The sequence below is a fragment of the Streptomyces sp. NPDC057565 genome, from assembly GCF_042801455.1.
In the GTDB taxonomy this organism is placed as follows: Bacteria; Actinomycetota; Actinomycetes; order Streptomycetales; family Streptomycetaceae; genus Streptomyces; species Streptomyces yanii.
Window position 1 is genome coordinate 155,641 of sequence record NZ_JBHVFU010000012.1, and the last position, 17,135, is coordinate 172,775.

At 72.1% G+C, this 17,135-nt stretch carries 12 protein-coding genes; 2 read left to right on the top strand and 10 right to left on the bottom strand.

The window, feature by feature from the left end:
- Positions 1-171 precede the first annotated feature (171 nt).
- The 3 genes from ACFU8W_RS23000 to ACFU8W_RS23010 form a co-directional block, all read right to left on the bottom strand.
- Positions 172-2,250 carry a SpoIIE family protein phosphatase gene (locus tag ACFU8W_RS23000; RefSeq protein ID WP_384040121.1) on the bottom strand — a complete coding sequence of 693 codons (2,079 nt, stop codon included), beginning with the start codon at positions 2,248-2,250 and terminating at the stop codon, positions 172-174.
- Between the two features lie 543 nt (positions 2,251-2,793).
- On the bottom strand, positions 2,794-4,356 hold the full coding sequence (locus ACFU8W_RS23005; RefSeq protein WP_384040124.1) for a DUF4139 domain-containing protein: 1,563 nt from the start codon (positions 4,354-4,356) through the stop codon (positions 2,794-2,796).
- An 8-nt stretch (positions 4,357-4,364) separates the two neighbouring features.
- Entirely contained in the window at positions 4,365-6,473 is a 2,109-nt protein-coding gene (locus ACFU8W_RS23010) for a DUF4139 domain-containing protein (RefSeq protein ID WP_384040127.1), read from the bottom strand.
- A gap of 314 nt (positions 6,474-6,787) precedes the next feature.
- Here ACFU8W_RS23010 and ACFU8W_RS23015 point away from each other — a divergent pair, with 314 nt between their 5' ends.
- Complete coding sequence (locus tag ACFU8W_RS23015) at positions 6,788-7,006, top strand: hypothetical protein (RefSeq protein ID WP_384040130.1); 219 nt, start codon at positions 6,788-6,790, stop codon at positions 7,004-7,006.
- A gap of 238 nt (positions 7,007-7,244) precedes the next feature.
- On the opposite strand, the gene ACFU8W_RS23020 is transcribed toward ACFU8W_RS23015, so the two are convergent.
- Positions 7,245-8,501, bottom strand: a complete 1,257-nt coding sequence (locus ACFU8W_RS23020; protein WP_384040133.1) for a DUF6777 domain-containing protein — start codon at positions 8,499-8,501, stop codon at positions 7,245-7,247.
- Positions 8,502-8,645: 144 nt separating this feature from the next.
- Here ACFU8W_RS23020 and ACFU8W_RS23025 point away from each other — a divergent pair, with 144 nt between their 5' ends.
- Positions 8,646-9,926: a streptophobe family protein gene (locus ACFU8W_RS23025; protein WP_384040136.1), complete on the top strand. Its 1,281-nt coding sequence runs from the start codon at positions 8,646-8,648 to the stop codon at positions 9,924-9,926.
- Here the strand turns inward: ACFU8W_RS23025 and ACFU8W_RS23030 are convergent.
- The 6 genes from ACFU8W_RS23030 to ACFU8W_RS23055 all read right to left on the bottom strand — a co-directional run bounded on the left by ACFU8W_RS23030 (position 9,885) and on the right by ACFU8W_RS23055 (position 16,884).
- Positions 9,885-11,003, bottom strand: coding sequence for a serine/threonine-protein kinase (locus tag ACFU8W_RS23030; protein ID WP_384040139.1), 1,119 nt, complete (start codon positions 11,001-11,003; stop codon positions 9,885-9,887). The two genes, ACFU8W_RS23025 and ACFU8W_RS23030, sit on opposite strands and share 42 nt — an antisense overlap.
- Positions 11,000-11,689, bottom strand: coding sequence for a hypothetical protein (locus ACFU8W_RS23035; protein ID WP_384040142.1), 690 nt, complete (start codon positions 11,687-11,689; stop codon positions 11,000-11,002). The genes ACFU8W_RS23030 and ACFU8W_RS23035 overlap by 4 nt, the downstream gene beginning before the upstream one ends.
- 14 nt (positions 11,690-11,703) lie before the next feature.
- Positions 11,704-14,058: an FHA domain-containing protein gene (locus ACFU8W_RS23040; RefSeq protein ID WP_384040144.1), complete on the bottom strand. Its 2,355-nt coding sequence runs from the start codon at positions 14,056-14,058 to the stop codon at positions 11,704-11,706.
- Positions 14,059-14,838: 780 nt separating this feature from the next.
- Positions 14,839-15,471: an SRPBCC family protein gene (locus tag ACFU8W_RS23045; RefSeq protein WP_384040147.1), complete on the bottom strand. Its 633-nt coding sequence runs from the start codon at positions 15,469-15,471 to the stop codon at positions 14,839-14,841.
- On the bottom strand, positions 15,464-15,817 hold the full coding sequence (locus ACFU8W_RS23050) for a metalloregulator ArsR/SmtB family transcription factor (RefSeq protein WP_345510836.1): 354 nt from the start codon (positions 15,815-15,817) through the stop codon (positions 15,464-15,466). Before ACFU8W_RS23050 ends, ACFU8W_RS23045 begins: the two co-directional genes overlap by 8 nt.
- A 224-nt stretch (positions 15,818-16,041) precedes the next feature.
- The gene (locus ACFU8W_RS23055) at positions 16,042-16,884 is read right to left on the bottom strand and encodes a class I SAM-dependent methyltransferase (protein ID WP_384040151.1); all 843 of its coding nucleotides are present in this window, start codon (positions 16,882-16,884) and stop codon (positions 16,042-16,044) included.
- Between the last annotated feature and the right edge of the window lie 251 nt (positions 16,885-17,135).

The following is a 17,135-nucleotide window of genomic DNA, read 5'->3' on the forward strand; positions in this document are numbered from 1 at the left end:
TGCGCACCTCGGCCCATCCGGCCGCGGTGCGCCGCCTGAGTCGTGGGCAGCGGTTCACGGGCCCCTGCGACGGATGCCGCCCGCGGCGCGAGCCCGTCGCCTGCCCGACGATCGGAGCGAGCGGGCGCACGAGCGCCGCGATGCAGCACGGGCGAGCGGAGGGTGCACTCGTCAATCTGGGCGCGCGATCTCCTGTTCGGCCCAGAGCGCCTTGCCGGTCCGGCCGTATCGGGTGCCCCAGTGGGTGGCGAGCTGGGAGACGATGAAGAGCCCGCGTCCGCCTTCGTCGACGGTGTGGGCGTGGCGCAGGTGCGGGGCCACTGGACTGCTGTCGTGGACCTCGCAGGTCAGCGAGCGGTCCCGGATGAGCCGCAGGTGCAGCGGCGGGGTGCCGTAGCGGACGGCGTTGGTGACCAGCTCGCTGACGATCAGTTCGGTGGCGTAGACCGTCTCTTCGTCGAGGTCCCAGCCGTCGAGCCGGTCGCGCACGAGCGTACGGGCGATGGCGGGGGTCGTTCGGGCGTGGGCCAGCTCCCACGTGGCGACGTGGTCGGGTGGCACGGTGCCGGTCCGGGCGAGGAGCAGGGCGGCGCCGTCGGGGTGGCTGCCGGCCGGCAGGCTGTAGACGACGTCGTCGCACAGCTCCTGCAGGCCGCGTCCGGGGTGCACGAGCACCTCCCGGACCCTCGCGGCGCTCTCGGCGTCGGGCAGCAGAGCGCGGGTGCCGAGCGCCAGGACGCTGCCCTCTTCCAGCTGAAGGGTGGCAGTGGCGAACGGGGCGCTGTCGGCAGAGAAGAGGGCGGGCCCCTCGGGCACGTCGAAGGGCGGCGTGCTGCCGTCGGGGCCGATGACGATCGGTTCGGGATGCCCCGCCAACGCGATCGTGCAGCGGCGCGTGAACGGGTCGTAGACCGCGTACAGACACGTCGCCGTCAGGGATTCCTGGTGCAGGGAGTCGCCGGGGGGCAGTGCGGCACGCTCCTGGGCCAGGCGGCCGGCCGTGTCGTTCAGCCGGGCCAGGACCTCGTCGGGTTCCAGGTCGAGACCGGCCAGCGCATGGATGACCGTACGCAACTGTCCCATGGTGACGGCCGTCTGGAGACCGTGCCCCGCGACATTGCCGACAACCATTGCGGTGCGGGCGCCGGACAGGCCGATGGTGTCGAACCAGCAGCCGCTGTTGCGCCCGGGAAGGAGGACATGGGCGGTGTCGACGGCGACATGGCTGCTCTCGTGCTGCGGCAGCAGCCGCCGCTGCACCGTCGATGCGATCACGTGGTCGCGCTCGAACCGGCGCGCGTTGTCGATGCTCAGTGCGACATGGGCGACCGCGGTCAGCGCGAGAGTGACGTCGTACTCGTCGTACGGCTCCGACCCGCCGCGGCGGTACAGGCTCACCAGGCCGAGGACGGCGCCACGCAGCTTCAGCGGGGCAACGATCAGCGAATGGGCCCCGATCGCCCGGATCAGCCGGGCGCTCTCGGGATCCGCGACCAGCCATGGAGTGTCCGCGTCGAGCTGGATCCGACGGGGCCGCAGGTCGGACACCGCCAGGGCGAACGGGGTACGGACGGGCAGCCTGCGTGTGTCGCCGACGAGACCGTCCTGGGGACCGGTGTCGTCGGCACCTCGCAGCGCTGCCCGCCGCAACGGCACTTCGAGCCCCAACGGGCCCACCCGAGGATCCGCACCGCGCAGCACGTCGTCCACCACCTCGACCACGGCGAAGTCGGCGAACCCCGGTACGACCGCGTCGACGAGCGCCTCGCAGGTGGTCGCCACATCGAGGGACCGGCCCACCTCCTTGAGCACACCGGCCAGGGTCGCGGACCGTGCGCGGGCCTTCTCACGTTCGGTGACATCGACGACCGAGGCGAGCAGGCCGAGGGTCTGCCCCTGTACGTCGTCGAGGCGGTAGACGGAGACCATGAGACTGCGATCCGGACCGGGCGTGTCCTGGAGGCGGCCCCGGATGAGGCGGTCGCGCACGGGCGCGCCGGTGTCCAGCACTCGTTGCAGCACCGCCCTGGCCTCGTCGGGCCGTTCGAGGTGGTACGCGTCGGAGAAGGGACGCCCGACAAGCCGCTGGGCGTGGGCAGGGTCGGACAGGGAGTTGATGCGCACCAGCCGCAGCTGCGGATCGAGCACATGGAGGCCCACCGACGACTGGGTGAACAGTCTCTCGAGGAGCGCGGTCTCCATGGCGTCGGGCGGCATCGGCGCGGGGACGGTGGGACCTGCGTCCGACACGGTTGCACCCCGATCGCGCTCTGCTGGTCTCTGTGCATCGACACGTATGGGATCAGCGTCCGCGCTGCCCGCGCGCCCGGCCACCGATATGTGGCAGACGGGTGAATGCGGAACAGGGTCGTCGGCACACCCTCCGGCGGAAGGTGCGGCAACCTTTCTGCTTCCGACGGGAACTGACGTGACGACATCCGCCCCGGCCCCGAAGGTGCCTGCCGTGGCCCATCCGCATCCCCGAGCCGCCCGCAGACGCCGCGCAACCCGGTCGCACACCCTGTTCACCGCGCTCGCGGCCGGTGTGCTCGCCCTCACCGGACTGGTCGCCGTCGGCCAGACCTCGCAGGTCACGACCGCCCGGCAGGCCGAGGCACTGGACCGCGGTGTCGTCAGCGTCCACACCGACACCGGCGGCTCGGATGGTGGCGCGCCGGCTCCCGCACGCTGTCGGACGGTGCGGTCCTCCTTCGGGTGTGCGAGACGGCCCCCGGCTGGGAGCGGGGGCCAGGATCAGGCCTGCACCAGCAGTCGTTCAGCGGCCCACCGAACTCAGAGCCCGGTGACTTTGGCGCTCGCCGACAGCTCGTAGACCAGGGTGACCGTGCGGCGGCTGCCGGGCGGGAGGGTGACGTCCCAGCGGGCGATGCCCTCGGCGTCGACCACGTCGGGCGCCGGGGAGCATGAATCCTTGTGCAGGCGTACCTCCACCGCCGAGACCTCGGAGACCGGGATCCGCTCCCGAAGGACGACCACCCGCTCGCCGTGCTCCCCGGGGGCGGAGAACCGGGACAGGTGCAGCCGGACCGTGCGGGTGACCACGGTCCGCTGGGTGATACCGGCGGAGTCGCGGGACTCCTCGGCGTGCCGGACGACGCTGTAGTCGTCGCAGCTGCCGAAGGCCAGCTCAACGGGGGCGCCGGGGGCAGTGAAGTCCAGCGTGCCGCGGCCGCTGAATCCGCTGCCCCGGACCAGGTCCACGGGCCCGGCGAGCAGCGCGTGGCCGGACAGATTGTCGAACCGCACCACCTGGGTGACCAGGGGGGACAACTCCGGTGAGCAGACGTACTCACTGGGAGCGGCCGTGGTGAATGCGGACAGCGGCACTCGGTGGGCGCGGCCGTCACCGGGCACCGAGACCGGTGCGGGGGATCTCAACACCCGCGCCTCGCCGCCGTCGTCCACCCCCGGCAGGCCGAGCACCGGGGCCGGGCCGAGGGCCCCGGTCTCCTCCTCGCGCAGCTCGACATCGACCGTGCGGCGCTCCGCTGCGGAGCGGTCCTTGAGTGTCAGCCGGTCCTCGCCCAGCCATGGCGGATCGGTGGCCAGCGCCGAGCGGGCCGTCGACAATGTCAGCCGTACGTCCGACCAGTCCTCACCGGTGCGCTGCCAGACCATCGCGTCGGTCTCCAGTGTCAGGGAGGCCCCGTCGAGCACGGCCCGGTAGGCGGGCCGCCACAGCGCACACGGGGTGAGGTGGCTCAGGCGCAGTTCGACCGGCCCGGCGACCGTGGCCTCCACGGTCAACTCGATGTGACCGACCAGCTCGGCGGGCTCCTCCTCGGAGAGATGCATGGCCCGCTGGGCTTCCCCGAGTTCGACAGCGAGGGAGGCCAGCCGGGCTTCCACGGCGCGGAGTTGCTCGCCGTGCGCGTCGCGCTCGTCGTCCACCCGGTCCAGTTCGCGGGCCCAGCGGGGCCGTTCGGTCTCCCCGGAGCCGGCGCCTTCGCCGATCTCGCGCAGCAGATCGACGGCGAGGCGGCCGAGCAAGTCGAGGCGGGCATGCAGCCGGTCGCGTCGCCGCCCCAGGTCCAGTCGCTCCTCTTCGAGGGTGTGTACGCGGTGGCGCAGGGCGGAGTCGTCGTCGGTGAACGGCAGCGGTCCGCGCGGCGTCCAGCTGCGGACGATCCGCACGTCGAGCACGCTCGCGGGGTGATCGGCGGTCAACTCGGCATGGAGGGTCCGGTCGACGGCCAGCGCACTGACCGGCCCGAGACGCAGCCGTTGGATCCCGGCCTCCAGGTCGAGCACGACGGCGCGCTCGATGTGGGCGCGATCCTCGAGGCAGGTGACAGCGGTGACGGGGAGGGCGATCGGCTTCGGGGCCGTGGACATGGCGTGTGTCAGCTCCTGCGGTTGCCGCCGACGAGGGCCTTGCCGGTCGGGATGCGGATCTCGTAGCCGCCGTCGAAGGCGGCAGTGGCGCCTGCGGGCAGGTCCAGTCGCCAGACGCGGGTGCCCGGCGCATGTCGATCGGGCCCCACGCCTTCCTCGGGTGCCGTCCAGTCGGCCCGTTCCTCGATCCGGACGTCCGGATCGGAGGTGACCGGCACCCGCTCGCGGACTTCCACGGTGACGGGCCTCGCGAGCCCGTTGGCCAACTCCACGTGGACTCGGTGGTCGAGCACGGTGGTGTTGTTGCGCAAGCCCGAAGTCGACTCGCGCAGGCTCGTATGGTGGATGACCCGGATGCCCTCGGCCGGCCCGAGCCCCACCCGGCGGACACCGCCGGGGGCAAGCGTGGGCAGTGCGGCGGTCAGCAGGAAGTCGTCGTCGACGGTGACCTCCATCGGGCCGGCCAGCAGTGCCTGGTCGGTGGCGTTGGAGAGCACCAACGTCGCGTACACGGCCTGCTCGACGGACGGAACGCAGAGGTACTCGGTACGCAGGCCGACCGGGATCTCGCCGATGGTGACGGTGTGCCAAGTGCCGTCCGACGGAATGTCGGCGCGGGCGGTGGCATCGAAGCGGTGGTCGAAGGAACCCGCCGACTCGCGGGGCCGCACGGCCTGTCCGGGCAATGGCAGCGCGGCCACCGCTTCGGCGCGGCGGCGGTACTCGGCCGCCACCGGGTCGAAGGGAGAGTCGGGAAACAGCCGGCCTCTCCGACCGCCCTGCTCGTCGGGGCCGCACAGGACAAGGCCGACATAGTCGAGCTCGGCGCCGCTCGGCTGCGGCGGACCGGCTACCGGTGCCGGAGGGGGTGGCGGCGCAGCCCGGCCAGGAGCCGCGGGCGCCATGGCGGCGGGGGAACCCGCGAAGGACCTGCCGCCGGTACGCGGCCTGTCGCCCGGTCGCGACCCGGCCGGCTGCGCAACGGCCGGCATCCCGCCGCCGAAGACTTCTGGGGGAGCGCCGTCTGCGCCGCCGGGCACCGAGACCGCGGCCGGCGGACCGCCGTAGCTCTGCGGTGCCGGCGGCGGGGGAGGCGGCGGCGGAACGGGACCGGACGCGGAGCCGCCCGCGGCACCCATGGGCGCGGAGCCGGCCCGGACGGCCGCGGGTGCGGCGGTCGTGGCTGGGCCAGGACCTGCCGCGTCGTACCCGGAGAACAGGTCGACGAGCCCGGCCGGGGGCTCGCGCCAGCCAGAAGGCGCGGGGGCGGGCTGACTGCGTCCGATCCGGATCGAGCGGAGCCTCGGCAGGTCGGTGCGGCGCCGATGATCGGCGGTGGCCACGGCGATGCGTACGCCGGTCCAGTCCTCGCCGGTCCGCTGGGCGACCGAGGCGCGCAGCACCAGACGGCCGCTGCCGTCGCCCTGACGGTGAGTGAGACGGTAGGTCGGCACCCAGACGGTGCCCGGCACCCCGTATTCCAGCTCCAGCTCCACCTCCGCCTCCGCCTCACCGGTGCCGTCGAGGGTCAGTACCGCGCAGACCGTGGTCGCCACGTGCGCTGACGGCGCGTCGGTGGAGGCGCGGGCGAGCCTGTCGGCGGCGACGGTGAGCTCGTGCTCGACGCTGCGCAGCGCCTCCTCCAGCTCGACGAGGCGGTTGTGCAGTCCCGTCAGCCGCTCGTCGACGAAGTCGGCGAGCTCCAGCCACGCGTCGACCGGGGTGCGGCGGTGCGGATCTTCGCGCCTGCGGGCTGGTGGGACCGGGTGGAGAGCCCTGACCTCCTCGATCAGGCTCAGCTGCCGGTCCCGGCGTCCCTGCGCCGCCGCGTACTCGTCGCTCAGCCGCTCGACCTCGCGCTGCAACTCGTCGGGCGTGCCCGTGCCGAGCGGCTCGGCCTCGACTTCCACCCGGGCCTCGGTGACGCGCACCCCGGGGGCGCCCAGGACACGGGTCCGCAGCGAGCCCGGGTCCAGCGAGCGGGGCAGTCCTGTCACCCGCACCCGGCCGTCCGGCGACACGCTGCCCCGGGCCAGGCGTCGGCAGACCGCGCCCTGTGCGTACACCACGACCGAATCGAGGGTCGACCCCCACCTCTGTGTTGACTCAGCTGTCATGCGCTCTGCCCCCCGCTGCGTTCATGCTGAGCGAAGCCTACGCCCGGGCGGTCTGCGCGTCCGTGTCGATTCAGGAGATGACGTCAGGACCACACGCCCTGTTGGCTGAGCACCGTTTCACGGCCTCCCAGAGGGGGCGGGTCGCATGCGGCCCGGCACGGGCGGGGCGCCGAGGCCATCGAGGTGATGCGCGCGCTGGACAGCGCCGAGGACTGGGTCGTCGACTCGCTGTGCGGGCTGTTCACCTCCGAGGGCCGCGCCGAGGAGGGCCTCGCCCACCTGGACGCCCTCAAGGCCCGGCGGGGCAAGGAGGAGTGGGAGCTGTTCCGGCTGCGGGGCCGCTCCTGGCCGCCTGCGGACAGCTCGACGAGGCGGTCGAGGAGGCCCAGGCGCACCCCGAGGGCGGGAGTCCGTACGAGGTGGAGAGCCTGGCCGGCCTGTTGGCCGACGCCGGGCGCCCGAAGGAGGCTGTCGCCCTCCTGGACGCGGACCGCCTGGACCACCGACGGACTCTCGGCCCGCTGCTGGTGTAGCTGGGCCGGGTCGAGGAGGCCGTGGCGCTGCTGCCGACGCCGCGCCCCGTCGTACCACTGCCGGAGCCCACGGGCTACAGCGACTGTCCGCCCTTTCAGTGCCGGGACAGCCCTCAGGCAGTCGCTTTCGCATCTTGTTCGGTAAGCCCGTGGTGTCCGGTGCCGGGCACGGCAAGGCGGAGGTCTCCACAGGGCGTAGTCGGGAGCCCCGGCAAGGCAGGCAACCCATTCGCAGCCCTCACGCGGAGCCGACCTCGGACGCCTTTCCGGGTGCGGAGGACGCCGCGGAGGACTGCGGTGTCAGGGACTCCGTGTTCGCCGGCTCCGGGGCCGGCCGGGACGCGGGCGACTCGGTGACGGGCGGTGGCGGCGCCGTCGGCTCCGGGGAACGCGGGGACGGCGAATTCGGCGACTCGGGCGACGGCGACTCGGATGCGGGCGGGTGCGAGGACGGGGACTCGGACGCCGGCGACTTCGATGACGGGGACTTCGAGGACGCCGAAGCCGACGGGCAGGGGCCGGTGGACGGGCAGGGTTGCGGTGTGCGCTCGGCGGGCGGCTCGGTCTTCTTGTCGCTGCCACCGGTGTCACCCGCCTTTCGGGCGATCCAGTTCCCGGACTTCGGGTCGAACATGATGAACTCGTCCACCACCTGGGCCGCGGGTTTCACCACCACGACGTGCGAGGAACTGAATCCGGGCCAGGCGTCGCCCTTCAGCCGTGTGGTGCCCTTCACCGCGACCGGCGGGAGCAGCGGATTCCCGCACGCGCAGCGCACTCGCGGTACACCGTGGTCGTCGACGAGAACGGCCGTGCCCGCCTGGAGCACCGCCTGGTAGCTGGTGGGGGCGCCGTTCCGGTACCCGTGGTTGGTCACCCGGGTGTCCATCCGCAACTGGACGGGGGTCAGCGCCCGCAGGTAGTCGGGGACGCCCGACGGATCGATGCCCAGGACGGAGGCGAAGGCCTTGTTCTTGTCCGGATCGGCTGTCAGCGCGGTGATCTGTTTCTCCACGTCGCAGCTGGAGACCTTGCGGGTGCCGCCGTACAGACCGGGGGTCGCTCCGTCCACACCCTGCGTGACGTTGGCCCGGGTCTCCGACGGGTTGGGCACCGGGGTCGGCGTCGCCGGGGCGCTGGTGCGCGCCGTCGAGGCGGTGAACGGATCCTGCCCGGCCGACCCCGCCGGCTGCAGGAACACCTCACCGGCCGCCACCGAACCGCCGTCGGGGCGGGTGAGCACGACGGTCAGGATCACCGCGGCCACGAGGGCGGCGCCGATCGACGCCATCGTCGGCACGGAACGCCACCAGGGACGGCCAGGACCACCGGGTCCGCCCGGGACGGGCGGCCCACCGGCGGAGCCGCCACGGCCACCGCCACCGCCCGACGGGACATCGGGCGGTGGCGGCACGGAACCCGGCTTCGAGGGGCCCGAGAGCGGGCCGGAAGGGGGGCCTGTCGGGCGGCCGGACGACGGCGGTTGGGCACTCACGGGCTCTTCTTCCCGACGGAGGGATCAGTCCCAGTTTCTTCCGGTACCCGCCCATTGTGTGCCGGGTACTCGCGCGGCCCGCAAGCTGACGCCGTCGGGCCCTCCCAGGGGGCGGATGGCCGCGCTCCTGCCTAGCGTGGCAGCGTGAGCCACCAGGGAGCCATCGACCGAAGCGGAGCGCCGCGTGCCGCGCACGGCTGGGGTGAAGCTCTCCTGGCGGTGCTCGCCGGACTCGTGGTCATGGCCGTCACCGCGGCCCTCGGCCTCTGGGCGGCAGGTGCGACCGGTCTCCCCGCGGGCGCGTTCGCGCGTGTCGTCGCGGCCGTCGTGGTGATGGCGGCGGGCGGCTCCGTCTCCCTGTCGGGAAATGTCGGGGAACTGGCCAGGACCCATGCGGAATTCTCGGTGCTTCCGCTGTCCGTGACTCTGGCCGGGGCCCTGGTCATCGCCGCCGGCTTTCTGCGGCCCCTGCGCCACCGGGCGGTCGCGGGTGCACGCGAACTGGCCGGCTGGGCCGCCCGGGTGGCGGTGCTGTGGGCGCTGGTCCTGCTCGGCCTGTCGTTCCTGGCCCGCCAGAGCTTCGACGTCCCTGTCCAGGATCTGACCCGGGATGTCATCGGTGACCTGCTGGGCGCCTCGCCGAAGGTCGGATTCACGACCGACGTCCCGCTCACCCTGCTCCTCGGCCTGCTCTGGCTGGTGGGCGTCCTCGTCCTGGCTCTCGTCGTGTCGCGCGGCGCCCCGCTCCCGGCCCGTCTGCTGCGCTTCCAGGAGTCGGTGCGCCCGGCCGCGTACGCAATGGTCGCGCTGCTGCTCGTGTACGTCGTCCTGGGCGTGATCGTCGGACTCGTCGTCGTGGTGACCAGGGGCCACCCCGCCGAGACGTTCGCCGTGATCCTCCTGGGGCTGCCGAACCTCGTCTGGCTCGCGTACACGCTCGGGCTGGGGGCGTCCTGGGAGGGCAGGGTGGACGGGCCGTTCGGGCTGCCCATGCCACAGGTGCTGGACTCGGTTCTGCGTACGCCGGACCTGTCCACCCTCAGCGTCTCCACGCTCGCCGACCACGACGGTCGGGCCTGGTGGCTGGTCGTCGCCGCCGCCGTGCTGACCCTGGCCGCCGCCTTTCTCATGGCGCTCCGCTCGCCCGGCTGGATGCGGCCTTGGCAGCACGCCGTACACATGGCGGTGGCGCTCCTCCTCACCGTGCTGACCATCTGTCTCGTCGCCGGGTCCTCGGTGCACTACGGCCTGTCACTGCTGGGCATCGGGGACCTCGGAGGCGGTCTCGGCGGCGAGGTGACGCTGCGCCCGCGACTGGGATCCGCGCTCGTCGTCGCCGTCGCGTGGGGGCTGGTCACCGGCTTCCTCGGAAGCCTGTTCGCCTCAGGGATCCGCCGGCGGGGAGAGGTCCCGGCGGACGGCTGAGGCGGTTGCGGTTACGGACTTCGCCTCCCGTACCAGCCCGGGGAACACGGGGAGGGCCCACCGTGGCGGCGCGGGCGGCGGTTCGGCCCCCGCCCCCGTGGCCCGGGCACCGATCCGCACATCCACCTGCGTCGGCGGATGGTTCTCCTGCACTGCGCCCCGGGCCGCACCGCGCAGTGCCGCCACGAAGTGCAGACACGAGTCGTACCGGTCGTCCGGGTTCTTGGCCAGGGCCTTCGCCAGTACGTCGTCGACGGTGGCCGGGAGATCGGGGCGCCGGCCGGTCAGCGGTGGCGGCGGGTCGAACTGATGGGCCCACAGCAGTGCCATGTCGTCGTCGCGCTGGAAGGGCGGCGCACCGGCCATCGTCTCGTACACGACACAGGCCAGGCTGTAGACATCGCATCGGCCGTCCACCGGGCGGCCGGAGATCTGTTCTGGCGCCACATAGTCGAGCGTGCCGACGAACTGGCCCACCGAGGTGAACCCGGTCAGCGACAGGGACTTCTTCGTCAGCCCGAAGTCCGTGAGGTACACATGCTCCGGGTGGTCGCTGTCCGTGCCCGCCGCGACCAGTATGTTGCCGGGTTTGACGTCCCGGTGCACCAGATCGTGGTCGTGGGCGGCATCGAGCGCGGACGCCACCTGTGTGGCGATCCGGACCGCCACCGCCATCGGGAGCGGCCCCTGACGGTCGATGAGGGCACGCAGGTCCTGCCCGGCGACGTAACGCATCGCGATGTAGAGGATGCCCTCGGTCTCCCCGGCCTCGAAGACCGGCACGATATGCGGGTGATCGATCGCGGCGGCCACCCGTGACTCGTGGGTGAACCGCTTGCGGAAGGTGTCGTTGCGGGCGAGTTCGGGGGCGAGCAGCTTGAGGGCGACGGTGCGGTCCAGTCGCAGATCCCTGGCCCGGTACACGACGGCCATGCCGCCGCGGCCGATCTCCCTCTCCACCTGGTAACCGGCGATCCGTCTGCCGAGCAGATCGGACGGGCGGCCCACGGGCAGTGCCGTGTCCTGCCGGGGGTCGGGGGAGTGCGGGGCGCCCGGCGCGGGATCGGGGGAGGTCATGCGTCACCCGTCCGGGTGGGTGGATGCGCGGTGTCCGCCCCGGACCGGTCGCCGGGCCGCAGGAGCTGGGTCGGCTCGGTATCGGCGGGATCCGCCGGGCGGTACGGGGCCACCTGCGCGGGGTCGACGATCTGCGTCGGCTCGGGCTCCCGTGTGTGTGCCTCGCCCGCTCCAAGGTCCGTGGGGGCACCGCTCGGCCGACCGGGACCGCCCGAGGCCGCGTACGTGCTCAGCTGTGTGCCGTCGCAGTACACCCAGCGTTCGTGCTCGGCGTCGTACAGCCACATCGCCTCGCTGTCGACGACCATGCCCACCCGCAGCCCCTGGGTCCGGCGGCGGAAGGTCTCCCCGTCGATCCGGCCCTCGGCCAGCTCCTCCGCGGCGCGCCGGTACTGGGTCAGCGACTCCTGGACCCGCGCCATCAGCGGCCGGGGGTCCGCGGTGCGCGCGAGTGGCTGTCCGGACTCCGGCGGGCCGTGGGGGACGGAGACGAGCAGTCGGCCGTCGACCCATGCCGACCAGCCGTTGGCGCAGAGGATCTGCCCCCAGTCACCCCGCCGACCGACCAGCTGGACGGGAAGCAGCGGGTCGAGCGGCTCGGTGGGCCGGGTCACGTCGGGTGCCTCCCAGGCGGACATCCCGTCCGGGGGGACCACGTGTGTGGGGCGGAAATCGGGTGTCGCCACGGCTCCCGCCTCCGCTACTTCCGCATGATGACGGGTTCGTGCCGACGAAGCAGCCGCGCCACCACCAGTCCGAAGACGACCGACAGCACCACCAGCATCCCCATGTTCAGCAGCCACGCCCCCGCGGAGTGCTCGAACAGCGGATCCGCGCTCACCCTTCCCGGCACGATCCTGGCGAGCCCGATGGTCCCGCCCATCGCCGCGATCGCCCAGCGGGACGGCACCAGCCACGCCACTTGCTCCAGCCCGGGCACCCCGTGCAGTTTCAGCAGCGCACCGCAGAACACGACCTGGACGATGGCGAGGAGCACCAGCAGCGGCATGGTGACCTCCTCCTTGCGCACCAGCGCGGAGACGAGCAGACCGAGCATCATCGCAGTGAACGACAACAGGGCCATGGCCAGTGTGACTTCGGCCAGCGGCGGCAGGAGAACACCTTTGCCGCCCGGGGCGTTCAGATCGACGCCCACCAGACCGACCAGGGTCAGAACCACCGCCTGCAGGACCGTAACGGTGCCGAGGACCACCACTTTGGACATCAGATACGCCGATCTGGACAGCCCGACGGCCCGCTCCCGCTGGTAGATCGCCCGTTCCTTGATCAGTTCCCGTACGGCATTGGCGGCGCCGGTCAGCACGCCGCCCACACAGAGGATGAGCAGCGCGTTGATCGCCGTGTCCTGGGTCAGCCGGCTGCCGGCCAGGGCCCGGGTCATCGCGCCCATCACGAACGGCAGAGCGATCATGATGGCCAGGAAGGTCCGGTCGGCGCTCAGCGCGGCGGCGTACCGGCGCACGAGCGTCCACAGCTGAGCGCCCCAGCTCCGGGTCTTCGGCGGTGGTGCGACCGAGGGGACCGCGGCGTGCGGCAGTCGGGGCTGCGCGGTGGAGTTCGCGATGTACTGCTGGTGGAACGGGGAGGCGCGGTACTCCGCCGACCAATCCCGGCCCCGGTCGTGCTCGAATGCCTCGAACGCCTCCGGCCACTGCTCGAATCCGAGGAAGGCGAGTGCGTCTTCCGGGGGCCCGAAGTAGGCGGTCTTCCCGCCGGGGGCGAGAACCAGCAGCCGGTCGCAGACGTCGAGGCTGAGCACACTGTGCGTGACGACGATGACCGTACGCCCGTCGTCGGCGAGCCCCCGGAGCATATGCATGACCGAGCGGTCCATACCGGGGTCGAGCCCCGAGGTCGGCTCGTCGAGGAAGAGCAGCGACGGCTTCGTCAGCAGCTCCAGTGCGACGCTGACGCGTTTGCGCTGGCCGCCGGAGAGGCTGTGGATCGACTGTTCCGACCGCTTTTCCAGACCCAGCTCCCGGATCACTTCGGTGACCCTGGCCCGGCGTTCGGACGGGGCTGCGTCGTGCGGGAAGCGGAGCTCGGCGGCGTACCCGAGGGCGCGGCGCACGGTCAGCTGGGAGTGCAGGATGTCGTCCTGCGGGACGAGCCCGATGCGATGGCGCAGCTCGGCGTAGTCGTGGTAGAGGTCGCGGCCGTCGTAGAGGACGCTGCCCTCATCGGCCGGGCGGAGGCCGGTCAGTGCGTTGAGCAGGGTGGACTTGCCCGAGCCGCTCGGACCCACCACGCCGAGCAGGCACTTCTCGCCCACCGGGAAGGAGACCTGTTCGAGCAACATCTTGCGGCCCCGGTCCACGGTGACCGCCAGGTCCTGTACATCGAGCGAGACCTCACCGGTGTCGACGAACTCCTGCAGCACGTCGCCGACGAGGGAGAACTCGGAGTGACCGATACCGACGATGTCACCGGCGGCGACCGGGGCGCGTCGGACCAGTTGGCCGTTGAGATACGTCCCGTTGTGCGAGCCGAGGTCGACGATCTCGTATGTGCCGTCCGGATGCGCCCGCAGTTCGGCGTGCCGGTGCGAGACGGTCAGGTCGTCGACGACGAGGTCGTTGTCGGCGCTGCGGCCGATGCGTACGGTATGGACGGGCCGCGGTCGCACAGTGGTCGGCTGCCGGAACGTAACGGTGGCGGCGGGCATGGAGACGGTGGACGGGCGGTCCGCCGGATGCAGAGCGGGGGCCGGGGGTTCCTGACCGACCAGAACGGCGCACGGCCCGTCCGCGGGATGACCGAACCGGATGACGCTGCCGGGTCCTACGCCCGACTCATGGATGCGCCTGCCGTCGGTGAACGTACCGTTCGTGCTGTTCTCGTCCTCCAGGGACCAGTGGTCGGCCACGGGCCGGAGCACCGCGTGGTGCCACGAGACCCGGACATCGTCGATGACGATGTCGCTCAGCGGGTCGCGGCCGACGTGGTAGTCCCGGCTCGGACTCATCACCGTGGGTCCTGCATCGGTTTCGAGAATGAGCTCGGGCGCAGTCGACGCGACAGGCCTCTCTGACATGGTCGAATTCTATCTATTGGTGCGGATATATGCTCATAGGTCCACGTCGGGGCGCTCTGCCGGAACATGGCGGGCTCACGGGGGCCGGCGCGCATCTCCCCAGGCCTGACCGGGCCCGATCTCCCGGCCGTCGTGGTGCGATGCCCAGCGGCCACGCTGCCGGCGCACGCTTTCGCTCGGAGAGCCGGCGCGGACAGGCCGTCGACCCGGCAGGGAAGGAGACCCGTCGCCGACCCGGGTGACGATCACTGAAGCGGACCCGCCTCATGGTGCCCGCCTCGACCTCACCGGAGCAGATCCCGATGCATCGTTCCCCGCCGGATCACGTCGGCACAGAATGGCTTGATGGCACACGTACATGACGATCCATCGTGGTGACGCCATCCGTCGCCAGGAGGAGCAGTGCTTCCTGGGCGGCGTCGGTGAGGCCTCTGCCGCCGCGAGGGGGTTCCCGATGGGCGGCCCCGGTTCGCTGGTGGCGGCACCTGATCCGACCGGCGACGTCGCCCGCCGAGCTGTGCCACGCACCGTGGTCCCCCAGCGGTGCGCCCGCCCTGTCGGACGGATTCCGATGGCGGCGACTACGGCGCCGAACTGTGGGAGGTGGAGTGCAGCGACGGCGGAAACCCGGCCATGGTGCCGGGAGCTCTGCCCCCGGCGGAGACCGCGTTGCCCTCTTGATCGAGGAAGCGGTCTCCGCGGTCCGTCCACAGCCCGAGGGGAGCGCAGAGCCGGGCCGCGGCCGAGATCGCACCGCGAGGTGTGTGGGAGTGGCCCCGCCTACCCGCCCGTGTAGAACCCGATCGTCGCTGCCGTCGTGGCCGCCACGACCCCCGCGTCCGCGCCCGAGGCGGCATACGCGGTGCCCCACTCCTGGCCCGACCGCGTCATGAACTCCTTCGCCTCGGGCGACGTCTGCCAGGCCGCGGCGTCCGCCTTGCTGATCCCGCCGCCCGCGAGGTGCCTCCCGAGCCCCAGGAGCATCAGGTCCCAGCCGACCCCGACCGCCCCTGGCCCGAACTGCCCCCAGAACTCCTCCGGAACCACGGCCACATGCTCCAGCTCGAACACCGTCCGTCCCTCGCCCTCCGGCGTGAGCCGCACCTCGACCTCGCTGAACCCGGGATCCGGCCCGAACAGCCAGGTCACCCGCAACCGCTCCGGCGCGACGCACTCAAGGATCTCGCCTCCGGCGTTCCCCTCCAGCTGGTACTGCCCGCCGACCTTGAACTCCCCGCTCACCGGCAGGAACCACCGCCCGATCCGCTCGGGTGACGTCACCGCGTCCCACACATCGGCAACCTCGGCGTCGTAGCTGCGCCGCAACAGCACCGTGCGAGCCTCACTCGCCTCGACCTGCCGCCCGCCGACCTCCCGGTGCAGCCGGTTGATCTCCTCGACGATCTCACTCATCCCTGCTCGCTCCCTCGCTCAGCCTGCGCTCGCGCCTTCCCCGCGCGATCTCCGTCCCCAGCGCGTCGAGCCGCTGCTCCCAGAACCCCCGGAACCTCTCCAGCCATGCGTCCACCTCCCGCAGCGGCCCGGTCTCGACGGCGTACAACCGCCGAGTCCCCTCCGCCCGCACGGACGCGAACCCGCTCTCCCGCAGTACCCGCAGATGCTGCGACACGGCCGGCTGCGAGATCCCGAACTCCTCGCGGATCACGGCACTGACCTCACCCGATGCCTTTTCGCCCGATGTGAGTAGTTCCAATATTCGGCGCCTGACCGGGTCCCCAAGAACATCGAAGGCATGCACACGCCCAACTATGCCATCGTTCGCTTATATAAGCGAACCCTTAATGAAGGGTGTCCGTCGAAGGACATGACAGCGACGACCGCGATGCCGACGGGACGGTCTCGACGCGACGCCGGGCAGGATCCCCGGAACCTCGGTGCCGTGGGTGAACGTCACGAACATCTACTCGCATCCGGTGTGCCACTCCCGGACGCACTCAGGCTCCGCAGGGCCGGCAGCGGCCGTCATGGCGGGGCCTCCTCCGGCCGCCGTCCCCAGGCCGTGATCATTCCCGGCGACAGTGCGGCGCATTCGGGTGAGTCGAGATACCGGACCGCCGCGTCGACCGCCGCGTCGTCCACCAGCCCGGTGGCCAGGATCGCCTCCCTCGCCCGGTCCCATGTCCCGGCCCAGAAGCGGCTGATGGGGCTTCCGGGGATCAGGGGCGGTACCTGGATCTCGGCGGCGACGGACACAAGCCCCGTGGCGCGCAGCAGATTTGGGTAGTCGGGGACCCACGAGACGTCGGTGCCGATGGTGTCATGCAGCCCCTGCCACATGGCCTGCATGACCCGGGTGTACGGCGTCGTGGGCGCAGTCGCGGTGGTCAGGTCGACGGCGTCGCTGAGGACGAGCACCCCGCCGGGAACCAGAAGTTCGCCCAGGTCGGCGATCAGGCGTTGCCGCGAGGGCAGATGCATCAGGACGAATCGGGCGTGTACCAGCTGGAATCGGCCGGGGTCGAACCCCGGGGCGCTGATGTCGGCCTCCAGGACACCGAGCCCGGGGAAGGGGCGGGCGGTGAGGAAGCGTACGTCGCGGTCGACGGCGAGCACGGTCGCGACACCCGCTTCGCGCAGCAGCCGCCGGGCGATGGTGCCGGTGCCGGCTCCTACGTCGAGGCAGTTCCAGCCCGGCCCGACCCCCAGGTTCCGCAGGCGGGCCATCGTCATGTCGTCGTACGCGAGCGCGCCGAGGTCGATGCGGTCGTCCTCGCCGACCTGATCGGGCCGGAACACGGCCTCGCCGTAACGGTCCGCTGCGGACAACCCCGGAGGCTGTTCGCCGTGCCGCGCGCGTGCGCACATGCGTCGATCACCGCCTCTGTGCCTCGGAGGGCATCGCGCGAGCGGCCTGATGCCCCTGGAGTGACGGCCATCGCCCGCCGCGGGCACTCCTCCATTATGGCCGGGGTGCTCCGCGCCTTCCTGGCGTAACTGCGGGCGGGCATGATCCTGACCCCCGGACCTCGGCGGCGTGGCCGGCGAAGAGGGCGAGGTGCGGCCGGGTGCGTCGGCCGCCGACGGGTCATGGCGGCGACCCCGGTCCTTCAGTCCGG

What these genes read in the sequence shown, in the direction of transcription:
- ACFU8W_RS23005 (WP_384040124.1), bottom strand. Translation starts at nt 4,356, where the DNA reads ATGTCCACGGCCCCGAAGCCGATCGCCCTCCCCGTCACCGCTGTCACC.
- ACFU8W_RS23010 (WP_384040127.1), bottom strand. Translation starts at nt 6,473, where the DNA reads ATGACAGCTGAGTCAACACAGAGGTGGGGGTCGACCCTCGATTCGGTC.
- ACFU8W_RS23030 (WP_384040139.1), bottom strand. Translation starts at nt 11,003, where the DNA reads ATGACCTCCCCCGATCCCGCGCCGGGCGCCCCGCACTCCCCCGACCCC.
- ACFU8W_RS23040 (WP_384040144.1), bottom strand. Translation starts at nt 14,058, where the DNA reads ATGTCAGAGAGGCCTGTCGCGTCGACTGCGCCCGAGCTCATTCTCGAA.
- ACFU8W_RS23045 (WP_384040147.1), bottom strand. Translation starts at nt 15,471, where the DNA reads ATGAGTGAGATCGTCGAGGAGATCAACCGGCTGCACCGGGAGGTCGGC.
- ACFU8W_RS23055 (WP_384040151.1), bottom strand. Translation starts at nt 16,884, where the DNA reads ATGTGCGCACGCGCGCGGCACGGCGAACAGCCTCCGGGGTTGTCCGCA.